Source organism: Pseudomonadaceae bacterium SI-3, from assembly GCA_004010935.1.
In the GTDB taxonomy this organism is placed as follows: Bacteria; Pseudomonadota; Gammaproteobacteria; order Pseudomonadales; family Pseudomonadaceae; genus Stutzerimonas.
Window position 1 is genome coordinate 647,718 of the sequence record CP026511.1, and the last position, 15,521, is coordinate 663,238.

Consider the following 15,521-nt stretch of genomic DNA (forward strand, 5'->3'; position numbering starts at 1 on the left):
ATTGGGTCTGTAGCTCAGTTGGTTAGAGCGCACCCCTGATAAGGGTGAGGTCGGCAGTTCGAATCTGCCCAGACCCACCAATTGTCATGGGATGTGGCCGATCTGTAGATGGGGCCATAGCTCAGCTGGGAGAGCGCCTGCTTTGCACGCAGGAGGTCAGCGGTTCGATCCCGCTTGGCTCCACCATTATTCTCACCATCGCTTGAAAGCACAGAAATGAATAGATTCCTTAGGGAGTGTATTGATTTCTGGTCTTTGCGCCAGTAACTGTTCTTTAAAAATTTGGGTATGTGATAGAAGTAGATTTGAGTGGTCACTTTCACTGGTGATTATTCAAGTCAAGGTAAAATTTGCGAGTAAAATTGCGGATTTTCGGCGAATGTCGTCTTCACGTTATTAGACAATAACCAGATTGCTTGGGTTATATGGTCAAGTGAAGAAGCGCATACGGTGGATGCCTTGGCAGTCAGAGGCGATGAAAGACGTGGTAGCCTGCGAAAAGCTTCGGGGAGTCGGCAAACAGACTTTGATCCGGAGATGTCTGAATGGGGAACCCAGCCATCATAAGATGGTTATCACACACTGAATACATAGGTGTGTGAGGCGAACCAGGGGAACTGAAACATCTAAGTACCCTGAGGAAAAGAAATCAACCGAGATTCCCTTAGTAGTGGCGAGCGAACGGGGACTAGCCCTTAAGCTTCTTTGATTTTAGCGGAACGCTCTGGAAAGTGCGGCCATAGTGGGTGATAGCCCTGTACGCGAAAAGGTCTTAGAAGTGAAATCGAGTAGGACGGAGCACGAGAAACTTTGTCTGAATATGGGGGGACCATCCTCCAAGGCTAAATACTACTGACTGACCGATAGTGAACTAGTACCGTGAGGGAAAGGCGAAAAGAACCCCGGAGAGGGGAGTGAAATAGATCCTGAAACCGTATGCGTACAAGCAGTGGGAGCCTACTTTGTTAGGTGACTGCGTACCTTTTGTATAATGGGTCAGCGACTTATTTTCAGTGGCGAGCTTAACCAAATAGGGGAGGCGTAGCGAAAGCGAGTCTTAATAGGGCGTCTAGTCGCTGGAATAGACCCGAAACCGGGCGATCTATCCATGGGCAGGTTGAAGGTTGGGTAACACTAACTGGAGGACCGAACCGACTACCGTTGAAAAGTTAGCGGATGACCTGTGGATCGGAGTGAAAGGCTAATCAAGCTCGGAGATAGCTGGTTCTCCTCGAAAGCTATTTAGGTAGCGCCTCGTGTATCACTGCTGGGGGTAGAGCACTGTTTCGGCTAGGGGGTCATCCCGACTTACCAAACCGATGCAAACTCCGAATACCAGCAAGTGTCAGCACGGGAGACACACGGCGGGTGCTAACGTCCGTCGTGAAAAGGGAAACAACCCAGACCGTCAGCTAAGGTCCCAAAATCCTGGTTAAGTGGGAAACGATGTGGGAAGGCTCAGACAGCTAGGAGGTTGGCTTAGAAGCAGCCACCCTTTAAAGAAAGCGTAATAGCTCACTAGTCGAGTCGGCCTGCGCGGAAGATGTAACGGGGCTCAAACCAGGTACCGAAGCTACGGGTTCAACGTAAGTTGAGCGGTAGAGGAGCGTTCTGTAAGCCTGTGAAGGTGAGTTGAGAAGCTTGCTGGAGGTATCAGAAGTGCGAATGCTGACATGAGTAACGACAATGGGAGTGAAAAACTCCCACGCCGAAAGACCAAGGGTTCCTGCGCAACGTTAATCGACGCAGGGTGAGTCGGTCCCTAAGGCGAGGCTGAAGAGCGTAGTCGATGGGAAACGGGTTAATATTCCCGTACTTCTAGTTACTGCGATGGGGGGACGGAGAAGGCTAGGCCAGCTTGGCGTTGGTTGTCCAAGTTTAAGGTGGTAGGCAGAGGTCTTAGGTAAATCCGGGATCTTAATGCCGAGAACTGATGACGATCCTTCTTTTAGAAGGAGAAGTGGTTGATGCCATGCTTCCAGGAAAAGCCTCTAAGCTTCAGGTAACTAGGAACCGTACCCCAAACCGACACAGGTGGTTGGGTAGAGAATACCAAGGCGCTTGAGAGAACTCGGGTGAAGGAACTAGGCAAAATGGCACCGTAACTTCGGGAGAAGGTGCGCCGGTGAGGGTGAAGGGTTTACCCCGTAAGCTCATGCCGGTCGAAGATACCAGGCCGCTGCGACTGTTTATTAAAAACACAGCACTCTGCAAACACGAAAGTGGACGTATAGGGTGTGACGCCTGCCCGGTGCCGGAAGGTTAATTGATGGGTTAGCGCAAGCGAAGCTCTTGATCGAAGCCCCGGTAAACGGCGGCCGTAACTATAACGGTCCTAAGGTAGCGAAATTCCTTGTCGGGTAAGTTCCGACCTGCACGAATGGCGTAACGATGGCGGCGCTGTCTCCACCCGAGACTCAGTGAAATTGAAATCGCTGTGAAGATGCAGTGTATCCGCGGCTAGACGGAAAGACCCCGTGAACCTTTACTATAGCTTTGCACTGGACTTTGAATTTGCTTGTGTAGGATAGGTGGGAGGCTTTGAAGCGTGGACGCCAGTTCGCGTGGAGCCAACCTTGAAATACCACCCTGGCAACTTTGAGGTTCTAACTCTGGTCCGTTATCCGGATCGAGGACAGTGTATGGTGGGTAGTTTGACTGGGGCGGTCTCCTCCTAAAGAGTAACGGAGGAGTACGAAGGTGCGCTCAGACCGGTCGGAAATCGGTCGTAGAGTATAAAGGCAAAAGCGCGCTTGACTGCGAGACAGACACGTCGAGCAGGTACGAAAGTAGGTCTTAGTGATCCGGTGGTTCTGTATGGAAGGGCCATCGCTCAACGGATAAAAAGGTACTCCGGGATAACAGGCTGATACCGCCCAAGAGTTCATATCGACGGCGGTGTTTGGCACCTCGATGTCGGCTCATCACATCCTGGGGCTGAAGCCGGTCCCAAGGGTATGGCTGTTCGCCATTTAAAGTGGTACGCGAGCTGGGTTAGAACGTCGTGAGACAGTTCGGTCCCTATCTGCCGTGGACGTTTGAGATTTGAGAGGGGCTGCTCCTAGTACGAGAGGACCGGAGTGGACGAACCTCTGGTGTTCCGGTTGTCACGCCAGTGGCATTGCCGGGTAGCTATGTTCGGAAGAGATAACCGCTGAAAGCATCTAAGCGGGAAACTTGCCTCAAGATGAGATCTCACTGGAGCCTTGAGCTCCCTGAAGGCCGTCGAAGACTACGACGTTGATAGGTTGGGTGTGTAAGCGCTGTGAGGCGTTGAGCTAACCAATACTAATTGCCCGTGAGGCTTGACCATATAACACCCAAACAATTTGATGTTTGTGTGTCAGACGGTTGAAGTCGACAACAAACCGAAAAGACGCAACGCTCGCAAAGCGAAAGCAACACCGAAACACCATCACATACCCAATTAGGGGAAGCGACTCAACACCGACTCCCCAACCGAATTGCTTGACGACCATAGAGCGTTGGAACCACCTGATCCCATCCCGAACTCAGTAGTGAAACGACGCATCGCCGATGGTAGTGTGGGGTTTCCCCATGTGAGAGTAGGTCATCGTCAAGCTTCTACACCAAACCCCCGATCTTCGTAAGAGGATCGGGGGTTTGTCTTTGGGGTATGGAAAACTCGAATGTGTTCAAGGGCGTCGATTAAGTCTGTGCGAAGCCAGGAGGGTAATGAACAGCTTGCTACGGTTGCTCGGCGACGGTCGTTTTCATTCTGGCGAAGAGTTAGGAAAGGCTCTCGGTGTAAGTCGGAGTGCTGTGTGGAAATACCTACAGCGACTTGAGGATGAATGCGGTATTGAGCTATTCAAGGTGCCAGGGAAGGGGTATCGCTTGGCAGCGGCCTCTTTCGCTGCTGAGTTATGAGGACAACGCCGCCGTGTTGGCTCCTCTGGGGTGGCAGCTCTATCTTCGAGAGTCAACCGACTCCACTAATGCAGAGGCCTTAAGGTTGTTGCACGCGGGCGTAGCTGCGCCATTCGTGGTATTGGCTGAGGGCCAAACTCATGGGCGGGGCCGTAGAGGGCGTGTGTGGACGAGCCCGCCGGCACAAAATATTTATTACACCTTGGTGCTGAAGGTTTCGAATGGCCTCCAGGGATTGTCTGGATTGAGTTTAGTCGTTGGGCTGGCCGTTCTCCGTGCGCTTCATCGGGGCTGGCATCGAAAGTGCGGGACTAAAGTGGCCCAACGATGTATATGCAGGCGGCAGAAAAATAGCAGGCATTCTATTAGAGCTGAATGTGATCCGGCGGACGTATGTCATGTGATTATCGGGATTGGAGTGAACGTGAACATGGCGCCGAGCACTCAGGGCATCGGTCAGGCCTGGACTTCGGTGCGTGAGCAGACAGGAATGCTGGCGAGCCGCGATGACCTGGCGCGCTTTGTCAGTGAAGCCTTATCTCACTATTTAGAAAGGCATGCCCGTGAGGGATTTTCGTCATTGCGCGACGAGTGGGAAGGCAAAAATATCTGGCGCGGGCGACGCTGTACGTTAAGCACCGGCACCCAACAGGTTAAAGGAATGATGAACGGGATAGACGAGCAGGGTGCGCTACGCCTTTGGATGAAGGGCAGGGTGAGCGGTGTTTCAGTGGTGGAGAATTAAGTTTGAGGCTAGACGATGATTCTTGAGCTCGATTGCGGCAATAGCTTCATCAAGTGGCGGGTTGTTTCAAATGTTGATGGCGCGTTGGTAGTAGGGGGTATCGCAGCGCAGGCGATGGACCTGCTCAGGACTTGCTCAATGCAGATATTGGGAAAATTACCCGTTGCGCATGGTAGCGTCAGAGACGATGCGGAAACGGTGCATTGACAGACGTGCTGTCTGGTGCACTAGGGGTGGAAGTGCTTAAGGTGAGTCCAGCCAAGCGCGTCGCGGGCGTTGTTTAATGGTTATAAGGAACAGGGCCGGCTGGGTTTGGATCGGTGGTTGGCTATCATCGCCGCTTATGAAATGTGCAAAGGACCATGTTTGGTTATCGACCTCGGCACTGCGGTCACTATAGATTTAGTCGACTGTAATGGCGTGCACTTGGGTGGTTATATAGCGCCAGGTTTAGCGCTTCTACGTGGGCAGCTGCTTGCTCACACCCGGCGCATCCAATACGACCCTGCGCTATCCACGTTGCGTTGAGTGATACCACGCCTGGCAGGGACACCGCCGAGGGTGTCGAGCGAGGTTGTTTGATCATGCTGCGAAGCTACGTTACAAGCCAGATTGGCATCGCTGGAGATCATCTGGGTAAAAACTTCACCATCTATGTTACCGGCGGAGATGCAGCACTGATTGCAGATCTCCCTAGGGCTAGATGCGTGCCTGATTTGGTTTTCAGGGGGCTGGCGATAGCCTGTCCCTAAAGAGGTATCCATGCGCTGGCTTTTAATGCTGCTGGTAGTGCTAAATCTTTTATTTTACCTCCATCACATCAACCAGCAGCCTCCTAGGGGGGCGGGCGACGTCGTGGCGCCTCCCGTTTCCGAAGAGGCTGATATACAGTTGCTTAGCGAAACCAAACCATTGGAGCCTCGTGGTTCTTCCGCCGACGAGGGGAGTGTTTGCGTATTTTGGGTGGGTTCGACCAAGAATCGGTGGCGCTGGACGTTGAGCAGCGTTTGCTAAGTCTTGATATTGATGCCAGCGTCAAGTCTATCGATGAGCCTGCTGGCACTGACTATTGGGTATATCTGCCTCCGCTGGTTCGCGGCAAGCATCGCTACGTCAGCTGAGAGAGCTCCAATCTCGCAATATTGACAGTTACATAATTACCGTCGGTGATCTGTCTAATGGAATATCACTAGGGATATTCTCTCGTAAGGACTCCGCTGAAAGCGTTGTAGGTCGCTTAAAAGCCATTAGTTATATGGCGTCTATACGCGAGTTGCCGAGAAACACACCGTAGCTACTGGGTTCAGGTGAGGGCGTTCAGCAGCGCCTCCTGACCGACTCATTGCTTGGGCGAACTCCTAAGAGATTTCCCCAAGCTGGGTCATCAACAAATGCCGTGTTCAAGCATTGCAAACGTAGAATAGTTTCCATAGAATGGCGCCCGCTCCGTCGCGCAGCCCCTTGGGTTGTTTGAGGAGAACTGTCACGAAGCTAACCTCAGGATTTTAATGAGAAATTGCTTGACAGTTAAGAGGATGGCATTGAAAATGCCGCCTCGTTTTGGAGGGGTTCCCGAGCGGCCAAAGGGATCAGACTGTAAATCTGACGTCATCGACTTCGAAGGTTCGAATCCTTCCCCCTCCACCAGTTTATAGCGTCGGCCTAGGCTACCGCGGGTATAGTTTAGTGGTAGAACCTCAGCCTTCCAAGCTGATGATGCGGGTTCGATTCCCGCTACCCGCTCCAGGTTTTTGCTCGCGCAAATACGATACGCTCATGTAGCTCAGCTGGTAGAGCACACCCTTGGTAAGGGTGAGGTCAGCGGTTCAAATCCGCTCATGAGCTCCAATCTCAAAGGCAGATATGTAAATATCTGCCTTTGTTTTAATGGTGGCGTGACTAGCTCAATTCAACGATGGGAGACGGTCTCGATGGCTAAAGAAAAATTCGAACGTAACAAACCGCACCTGAACGTCGGTACCATTGGTCACGTCGACCATGGGAAGACCGCTCACCGCAGCGCTGACTAAAGTCTGTGCTGAGACTTGGGGCGGCTCTGCGCGTGACTTCTCGCAGATCGACAACGCGCCGGAGGAGAAGGCTCGTGGTATCACCATCAACACCTCCCACGTTGAATATGATTCCTCGATCCGTCACTACGCTCACGTTGACTGCCCTGGCCACGCTGACTATGTGAAGAACATGATCACCGGTGCTGCGCAGATGGACGGCGCGATTCTGGTTTGCTCTGCTGCTGACGGTCCGATGCCGCAGACTCGTGAGCACATCCTGCTGTCCCGTCAGGTTGGCGTTCCGTACATCGTTGTCTTCCTGAACAAGGCTGACATGGTGGACGACGCTGAGCTGCTTGAGCTGGTTGAGATGGAAGTGCGTGACCTGCTGTCGACTTACGACTTCCCGGGCGACGACACTCCGATCATCATTGGCTCTGCGCTGATGGCCCTGAATGGCCAGGACGACAACGAGATGGGCGTGTCGGCCGTGCGTAAGCTGGTCGAGACTCTGGACAGCTACATCCCAGAGCCTGAGCGTGCGATCGACAAGCCGTTCCTGATGCCAATCGAGGACGTGTTCTCGATCTCTGGTCGCGGTACTGTTGTGACTGGTCGTGTTGAGCGCGGCATCGTCAAGGTTCAGGAAGAGATCGAGATCGTTGGTATTCGTGCCACGACCAAGACTACCTGCACCGGCGTCGAAATGTTCCGTAAGCTGCTCGACGAAGGTCGTGCGGGTGAGAACGTCGGCGTCCTGCTGCGCGGCACCAAGCGTGATGACGTTGAGCGTGGTCAGGTTCTGGCCAAGCCGGGCACCATCAAGCCGCACACCAAGTTCGAAGGCGAAGTCTACGTACTGAGCAAGGAAGAAGGCGGTCGTCACACTCCGTTCTTCAAGGGCTACCGCCCTCAGTTCTACTTCCGTACGACTGACGTGACCGGTAACTGCGAGCTGCCCGAAGGCGTTGAGATGGTAATGCCGGGCGACAACATCAAGATGGTTGTCACCCTGATCGCTCCGATCGCCATGGAAGATGGTCTGCGCTTCGCGATTCGCGAGGGTGGTCGTACCGTTGGTGCCGGCGTGGTTGCCAAGATCATCGAATAATCGATTGATCTGATTCATTCGGGCCGGCATAATAGTCGGCCTGACTCTTGTTAGGCCAGTAGCTCAATTGGCAGAGCGGCGGTCTCAAAACCGCAGGTTGGGGGTTCGATTCCCTCCTGGCCTGCCAAATTCAATATCGAATTTGGCAATATTTACAGGGTTCTAGCAGATGAATGTCAAAGCAGAAGCCAAAGACTCGCGCTTCGATCTGGTGAAGTGGCTTGTTGTGGCTGCTTTGGTTGTTGTGGCTGTGGTGGGTAATCAGTATTACTCCGCCGAGCCTATTCTGTACAGGGTTCTTGCGCTGCTCGTATTTGCTGTGGTTGCAGCGTTTGTTGCGCTACAGACGTCTAAAGGTCGTTCCTTTTTCGTTCTTCTGAAAGAGGCGCGCGTCGAGATTCGTAAAGTCGTTTGGCCGACCCGTCAAGAGACTACTCAGACCACGCTTATTGTCGTCGCGGTCGTGTTGGTTATGGCGCTGCTGTTGTGGGGTCTCGATTCTCTGCTCGGTTGGCTAGTTTCCATGATTGTAGGTTAAGGGTGTCCCGTGGCTAAGCGTTGGTATGTCGTTCATGCTTACTCGGGTTACGAGAAGCATGTCATGCGTTCATTGATTGAGCGCATCAAGCTTGCCGGCATGGAAGATCATTTCGGCGAGATTCTAGTTCCCACTGAAGAAGTGGTTGAGATGCGTAACGGGCAGAAGCGCAAAAGTGAGCGCAAATTTTTCCCGGGTTACGTTCTTGTCCAGATGGATATGGCTGAAGGCGCTTGGCACCTGGTTAAGGATACGCCGCGCGTGATGGGTTTCATCGGTGGTACCGCTGACAAGCCTGCGCCGATCACGGATAAAGAGGCTGAAGCCATTCTGCGTCGCGTTGCTGACGGTAGTGATAAGCCTAAGCCCAAAACATTGTTCGAGCCGGGTGAGGTTGTGCGCGTGGCTGACGGCCCGTTTGCTGATTTCAATGGCGTGGTTGAAGAAGTTAATTACGAAAAGAGTCGCATCCAGGTCGCGGTATTGATTTTTGGTCGATCAACGCCGGTAGAGTTGGAGTTCAGTCAGGTCGAAAAGGTCTAGCTGAAAAAGCATCCCACACCCCGCAGCTGATGGCTGCGGGGTTTTGTCGTCACTGGGATATTCAAGTGAACAGGGGAGCCGCAAGGCGCTAATACCAGAACGGAGTACTTATGGCTAAGAAGATTCAAGCTTATATCAAGCTTCAGGTAAAGGCCGGTCAGGCCAACCCGTCGCCGCCAGTCGGCCCGGCGCTGGGGCAGCATGGTGTCAACATCATGGAATTCTGCAAGGCGTTCAACGCTCGTACGCAGGGTCAGGAACCAGGTCTGCCAACGCCGGTAATCATCACCGTCTATAGCGACCGCAGTTTCACCTTCGACCAAAAGTACGCCTGCTGCCGTTCTGTTGAAGAAAGCCGCTGGCATTGCTAGTGGTTCTGCTCGTCCTAACACCCAGAAGGTCGGCACTGTTACCCGTGCGCAGCTGGAAGAGATCGCTAAGACGAAGAATGCTGATCTTACCGCTGCTGATCTCGATGCGGCCGTGCGCACTATCGCCGGCTCCGCTCGCAGCATGGGCCTGAACGTGGAGGGTGTGTAATGGCTAAGTTGACCAAGCGTCAGAAGGCTTTCGCTGAAAAAATCGAAGCTGGCAAGCAGTATTCGTTCGAAGATGCCGCGACGCTGCTGGCTCAGCTGTCGGCAGTGAAGTTCACTGAGTCCTTCGATATCGCCATTAACCTTGGCGTTGATCCGCGTAAATCCGATCAAGTTGTGCGTGGCGCTACTGTTCTGCCGAACGGTACAGGTAAAAGCGTTCGGGTGGCGGTGTTCACTCAGGGTCCAGCAGCCGAGGCGGCGCTTGCTGCAGGTGCGGATCGCGTCGGCATGGACGATTTGGCTGCTGAGATGAAGGGTGGGGATCTGAGCTACGACGTCGTTATTGCTTCTCCGGATGCAATGCGTGTTGTTGGTCAGCTGGGCCAGATTCTTGGTCCGCGCGGTCTGATGCCTAACCCGAAGGTCGGTACTGTGACGCCTGACGTTGCGACTGCCGTAAAGAACGCCAAGGCCGGTCAGGTGCGCTTCCGTACCGACAAGAACGGTATCATTCATACTTCAGTCGGCAAGGTTGGTTTCGAGGCTGGTCAGCTGAAGCAGAACGTCGAAGCGCTGCTGTCGGACCTCAAGCGTTTGAAGCCGCCACTTCCAAAGGCATCTACGTCAAGCGCGTCACCCTGAGCACCACCATGGGTCCTGGCTTGGTCATCGATCAGGCATCGCTCGAAGCGTAAAGCATTCAGCGCCCTGCTTGGCAGGGCGCGACACATTGGGGTCCCTGCCTGGCGGGGGCTATCCAAGACCGTAGGCGACGTGAGTCTTAAACCGTAGAAGCTTAGCTTTTTCAGGCCTACGCAGAGGTGCTCCCGATTCGTACCGAATCAGACACCAAAACCCGTTCGGTTTCGACTGGACGAACCGGTAACATCCAGGAGTAAAAACCCGTGGCAATCAAACTCGAAGACAAGAAAGCCATCGTCGCTGAAGTCAACGAGGCTGCCAAAGCTGCCCTGTCCGCTGTCGTGGCTGATGCCCGTGGTGTGACCGTGGGAGCCATGACCGGACTCCGTAAAGAGGCCCGCGAAGCTGGCGTATACGTGCGTGTAGTACGTAACACCCTGCTGCGCCGCGCTGTTGAAGGTACTCAGTATGATGTGCTCAACGACGTGTTCAAAGGCCCGACCCTTATCGCTTTCTCCAACGAGCATCCGGGCGCTGCCGCTCGTATCTTCAAGGAGTTTGCCAAGGGTCAGGACAAGTTCGAGATCAAGGCTGCCGCATTTGAAGGTCAGTTCATTGCAGCCAACCAGATCGACGCTTTGGCAACCCTGCCGACCTATGACGAGGCAATTTCGCAGCTGATGAGCGTGATCCAAGGCGCTACCAGCAAGCTGGCTCGTACATTGGCGGCCGTTCGCGACCAGAAAGAAGCAGCCGCGGCCTAACGCGCGCAAAGCATTTTTCGATTTTTTGAATTAGATGGCCAAAGGCCGTCATCATATACAGGAATTTAGAGTCATGGCTCTGACCAACGAAGACATCATCAACGCCGTTTCCGAAATGTCCGTGATGCAGGTTGTTGAACTGATCAAGGCAATGGAAGAGAAGTTCGGCGTTACTGCTGCAGCCGCCACTGTTGCTGCTGCTGGCCCGGCTGCTGCTGCTGCCGAAGAGCAGACCGAATTCAACGTCATGCTGCTTGAAGCTGGCGAGAAGAAAGTAAACGTGATCAAGGCCGTTCGCGAACTGACAGGTCTGGGTCTGAAAGAAGCCAAGGCAGTCGTTGACGGCGCCCCCTGGTATTGTCAAGGAAGGCGTGTCCAAGGACGAAGCCGAAGCTGCCAAGAAATCCTTGGAAGAGGCTGGCGCTAAAGTCGAGCTCAAGTAAGCGCGACCTTGCGTCTACAGCCGAAGCGACTCGCGTAAGGCTGATGGCTGGTGGCTTTTGCCACCGGCCTTTTTCCGTTATAGCTGCCTGTTGAACATCTGGCAGCTATTACGGAAACAACCGCTCCGGTGGGCGGTGCGAATCACAGGATTCGCAAGATTTTCTGGCTGCTCCCGTCGGGAGAAGCCAAACAAGCAGGTGACCAAGCTGGGGAACGCTGATGGCTTACTCATACACTGAGAAAAAACGAATCCGCAAGGACTTTAGCAAGTTACCGCACGTGATGGACGTGCCGTATCTTTTGGCCATCCAGCTGGATTCGTACCGCGAATTCCTGCAGGCGGGAGCGACCAAAGATCAATTCCGCGATATTGGCTTGCATGCAGCCTTCAAATCCGTTTTTCGATAATCAGCTATTCCGGCAATGCGGCGCTGGAGTATGTCGGCTATCGCTTGGGCGACCCGGCTTTTGACGTCAAGGAATGCGTGTTGCGCGGCGTGACCTTCGCCGTGCCGTTGCGGGTAAAAGTTCGTCTGATCATCTTTGATAAGGAATCGTCGAGCAAGGCGATCAAGGACATCAAGGAGCAGGAAGTCTACATGGGGGAAATTCCCCTGATGACTGAGAACGGTACCTTCATTATCAACGGTACCGAGCGCGTTATCGTGTCTCAGCTGCATCGCTCGCCAGGCGTTTTCTTCGATCATGATCGGGGCAAGACCCACAGCTCGGGCAAGCTGCTGTATTCCGCGCGGATCATCCCGTACCGTGGTTCATGGCTGGACTTCGAGTTCGATCCGAAGGACGCGGTGTTTGTGCGTATCGACCGTCGTCGCAAGCTGCCGGCTTCGGTGCTTCTGCGTGCGTTGAATTACGGCACCGAAGAAATCCTTGATGCGTTCTACGATACCAACGTATTCCACGTTAAGGGCGAAGCGCTGAGCTTGGAGCTGGTTCCACAGCGTCTGCGCGGCGAAATTGCCTCTTTCGACATCACCGACGAGAACGGCAAGGTCATTGTCGAGCAGGGCCGTCGCATCACTGCACGTCATATCAACCAGCTCGACAAGTCAGGCATCAAGTCGCTCGACATGCCGATGGACTACGTCCTGGGCCGCACCACGGCGAAGGCTATCGTGCATCCGGCGACTGGAGAGATCATTGCCGAGTGCAATACTGAGCTGACAGTCGAAATTCTGGCCAAGTTGGTCAAAGCTCAGGTTGTTCGTTTCGAGACCTTGTATACCAACGACATCGACTGCGGCCCGTTCATTTCCGACACGTTGAAGATCGATTCGACTACCAATCAGCTTGAAGCGCTTGTCGAGATCTACCGCATGATGCGTCCTGGCGAGCCGCCAACCAAGGATGCTGCCGAGACGTTGTTCAACAATTTGTTCTTCGCATCGGAACGTTACGATCTGTCGGCTGTAGGTCGGATGAAGTTCAACCGCCGTATCGGTCGTACTGAGATCGAAGGTTCTGGCGTACTCAGTCGTGAAGATATCGTTGCGGTACTGAAGACTCTTGTCGACATCCGTAACGGTAAAGGCGTAGTCGACGACATCGACCACCTGGGTAACCGCCGTGTCCGTTGTGTTGGCGAGATGGCCGAGAACCAGTTCCGTGTCGGTCTTGTGCGCGTTGAGCGTGCGGTCAAGGAACGTCTGTCGATGGCCGAAAGCGAAGGCCTGATGCCGCAGGATCTGATCAACGCCAAGCCGGTTGCGGCGGCGGTGAAGGAGTTCTTCGGCTCCAGCCAGCTGTCGCAGTTCATGGACCAAAACAACCCGCTGTCAGAGATTACGCACAAGCGTCGTGTCTCTGCGCTCGGCCCGGGCGGTCTGACCCGCGAACGTGCAGGCTTTGAAGTGCGCGACGTACACCCGACCCATTACGGCCGAGTGTGCCCGATCGAGACGCCGGAAGGCCCGAACATCGGTTTGATCAACTCGCTGGCGGCCTACGCCCGTACCAACCAGTACGGCTTCTTGGAAAGCCCGTACCGCGTTGTGAAGGAAGGCGAAGTTACCGACGAGATCGTATTCCTGTCGGCAATCGAAGAAGCTGACCACGTCATTGCGCAGGCCAGCGCCAAGCTGGACGGTCGCAAGCTGGTCGACGAGCTGGTTGCTGTTCGTCATCAGAACGAATTCACGGTCAAGGCGCCGGAAGACGTGACCCTGATGGACGTATCGCCGAAGCAGGTCGTATCCGTTGCCGCCTCGCTGATTCCATTCCTCGAGCACGACGACGCCAACCGCGCTCTCATGGGCTCCAACATGCAGCGTCAGGCTGTACCGACCCTGCGTTCGGACAAACCGCTGGTTGGCACCGGCATGGAGCGTAACGTTGCGCGCGACTCCGGCGTTTGCGTTGTAGCCCGTCGTGGCGGCGTTATTGACTCGGTCGATGCGAGCCGTGTGGTTGTGCGTGTGCATGATGCAGAAGTTGAAACCGGTGAAGCCGGCGTCGACATCTACAACCTGACCAAGTACACCCGTTCCAACCAGAACACCTGCATCAATCAGCGCCCGCTCGTGAGCAAGGGTGATGTAGTCGAGCGTGGCGACATCATGGCAGACGGTCCGTCCACTGACATGGGTGAGCTGGCGCTCGGGCAGAACATGCGCGTCGCGTTCATGCCTTGGAACGGCTACAACTTCGAAGACTCCATTCTCCTGTCGGAGCGTGTGGTTCAGGAAGATCGTTTCACAACCATTCACATTCAGGAACTGACCTGCGTTTCCCGCGACACCAAGCTCGGCCCAGAAGAGATCACGGCGGACATTCCGAACGTGGGCGAAGCTGCGCTGAACAAGCTGGACGAGGCGGGCATCGTTTACGTCGGTGCTGAAGTAGGCGCTGGCGACATCCTGGTTGGCAAAGTCACGCCGAAAGGCGAAACCCAGCTGACGCCGGAAGAGAAGCTGCTGCGTGCGATCTTCGGTGAGAAGGCGTCCGACGTGAAGGACACCTCCCTACGTGTGCCGACTGGCACCAAGGGTACCGTCATCGACGTACAGGTGTTTATCCGTGATGGTGTCGAGCGTGACTCCCGTGCGCTGGCCATCGAGAAGATGCAGCTGGACGAGATTCGTAAGGATCTGAATGAAGAGTTCCGTATCGTTGAAGGTGCAACCTTCGAGCGTTTGCGTTCTGCTCTTGTTGGCGCGACTGTCGAAGGTGGTGCTGGTCTGAAGAAGGGCGCAGTCATCACTGATGAGGCTCTCGATAGCCTGGAGCACGGTCAGTGGTTCAAGCTGCGCATGGCCGAAGATGCTCTGAACGAGCAGTTGGAAAAGGCCCAAGCCTACATCTCCGACCGCCGGCAGCTGCTCGACGACAAGTTCGAAGACAAGAAGCGCAAGCTGCAGCAGGGCGACGACCTGGCGCCTGGCGTTCTGAAGATCGTCAAGGTCTACCTGGCCATCAAGCGGCGTATCCAGCCGGGCGACAAGATGGCAGGTCGCCACGGTAACAAGGGTGTCGTCTCGGTCATCATGCCGGTCGAAGACATGCCGCATGACGGGCATGGCACCCCGGTCGACATCGTATTGAATCCGCTGGGCGTACCATCTCGTATGAACGTCGGTCAGATTCTCGAAACCCACCTGGGCCTAGCGGCCAAGGGGCTGGGTGAGAAGATCAACCGCATGCTGGAAGAGCAGCGTAAGGTCGCTGAGCTACGTAAGTTCCTCACCGAAATCTATAACGAGATCGGTGGCCGTCAGGAAAACCTGGAAAGCTTCAGCGACCAAGAAATTCTCGATCTGGCGAAGAACCTGCGCGGTGGCGTGCCAATGGCAACGCCGGTGTTCGACGGTGCCAAGGAGCGCGAGATCAAGGCCATGCTTAAGCTGGCAGATCTGCCAGAGAGCGGCCAGATGCAGCTGTTCGATGGCCGTACCGGTAACAAGTTTGAGCGCACCACCACGGTTGGCTACATGTATATGCTCAAGCTCAACCACCTGGTCGACGACAAGATGCACGCGCGTTCCACCGGCTCCTACAGCCTGGTTACCCAGCAGCCGCTGGGTGGTAAGGCACAGTTCGGTGGCCAGCGTTTCGGGGAGATGGAGGTCTGGGCACTGGAAGCTTACGGTGCCGCCTACACCCTGCAGGAAATGCTCACGGTCAAGTCGGACGACGTGAACGGGCGGACCAAGATGTACAAGAACATCGTGGACGGCGATCACCGTATGGAGCCCGGCATGCCGGAGTCTTTCAACGTGTTGATCAAAGAAATCCGCTCGCTCGGTATCGACATCGATCTGGAAACCGAATAACCA

General features: G+C 54.6%; 3 protein-coding genes, 6 tRNA genes, 2 rRNA genes and 8 pseudogenes. All 19 read left to right on the forward strand.

All coding sequences use genetic code 11. The annotated features are described in order from the left end of the window. Window positions 1-3 precede the first annotated feature (3 nt). Window positions 4-80, forward strand: a tRNA-Ile gene (locus C1896_03050). 30 nt (window positions 81-110) lie between these two features. Beyond that, window positions 111-186 (forward strand) — tRNA-Ala (locus C1896_03055). A 234-nt stretch (window positions 187-420) separates the two neighbouring features. Then, a 23S ribosomal RNA gene (locus C1896_03060) occupies window positions 421-3,330 on the forward strand. Between the two features lie 137 nt (window positions 3,331-3,467). Further along, a 5S ribosomal RNA gene (rrf, locus tag C1896_03065) occupies window positions 3,468-3,583 on the forward strand. A gap of 113 nt (window positions 3,584-3,696) precedes the next feature. Then, window positions 3,697-4,662, forward strand: a pseudogene (locus tag C1896_03070) (bifunctional biotin--[acetyl-CoA-carboxylase] synthetase/biotin operon repressor). After that, a pseudogene (locus C1896_03075) lies at window positions 4,652-5,388 on the forward strand (pantothenate kinase). The pseudogenes C1896_03070 and C1896_03075 overlap by 11 nt, the downstream one beginning before the upstream one ends. Before the next feature lie 10 nt (window positions 5,389-5,398). Then, window positions 5,399-6,060, forward strand: a pseudogene (locus C1896_03080) (sporulation protein). A 138-nt stretch (window positions 6,061-6,198) separates the two neighbouring features. Beyond that, window positions 6,199-6,283, forward strand: a tRNA-Tyr gene (locus C1896_03085). Between the two features lie 25 nt (window positions 6,284-6,308). Further along, window positions 6,309-6,382: transfer RNA gene (locus tag C1896_03090), tRNA-Gly, on the forward strand. 26 nt (window positions 6,383-6,408) lie between these two features. Next, window positions 6,409-6,484 (forward strand) — tRNA-Thr (locus tag C1896_03095). Between the two features lie 83 nt (window positions 6,485-6,567). After that, window positions 6,568-7,759, forward strand: a pseudogene (tuf, locus tag C1896_03100) (elongation factor Tu). A gap of 52 nt (window positions 7,760-7,811) precedes the next feature. After that, window positions 7,812-7,886 (forward strand) — tRNA-OTHER (locus C1896_03105). A gap of 42 nt (window positions 7,887-7,928) precedes the next feature. After that, window positions 7,929-8,297: a preprotein translocase subunit SecE gene (locus C1896_03110; protein AZZ43989.1), complete on the forward strand. Its 369-nt coding sequence runs from the start codon at window positions 7,929-7,931 to the stop codon at window positions 8,295-8,297. A 9-nt stretch (window positions 8,298-8,306) separates the two neighbouring features. Further along, window positions 8,307-8,840, forward strand: coding sequence for a transcription termination/antitermination protein NusG (locus C1896_03115; GenBank protein AZZ43990.1), 534 nt, complete (start codon window positions 8,307-8,309; stop codon window positions 8,838-8,840). A 110-nt stretch (window positions 8,841-8,950) separates the two neighbouring features. Further along, window positions 8,951-9,380 (forward strand): annotated as a pseudogene (gene rplK / locus C1896_03120) (50S ribosomal protein L11). Then, a pseudogene (locus C1896_03125) lies at window positions 9,380-10,074 on the forward strand (50S ribosomal protein L1). The pseudogenes rplK and C1896_03125 overlap by 1 nt, the downstream one beginning before the upstream one ends. Window positions 10,075-10,284: 210 nt before the next feature. Further along, on the forward strand, window positions 10,285-10,785 hold the full coding sequence (locus tag C1896_03130; protein ID AZZ43991.1) for a 50S ribosomal protein L10: 501 nt from the start codon (window positions 10,285-10,287) through the stop codon (window positions 10,783-10,785). A 73-nt stretch (window positions 10,786-10,858) separates the two neighbouring features. After that, window positions 10,859-11,228: pseudogene (locus C1896_03135) on the forward strand (50S ribosomal protein L7/L12). 220 nt (window positions 11,229-11,448) lie between these two features. Then, window positions 11,449-15,518: pseudogene (gene rpoB / locus C1896_03140) on the forward strand (DNA-directed RNA polymerase subunit beta). Window positions 15,519-15,521: the final 3 nt, after the last annotated feature.

Bases quoted from the DNA above. Each gene is read 5' to 3' on its own strand.
- C1896_03110 (AZZ43989.1), top strand. From the start codon at position 7,929: ATGAATGTCAAAGCAGAAGCCAAAGACTCGCGCTTCGATCTGGTGAAG.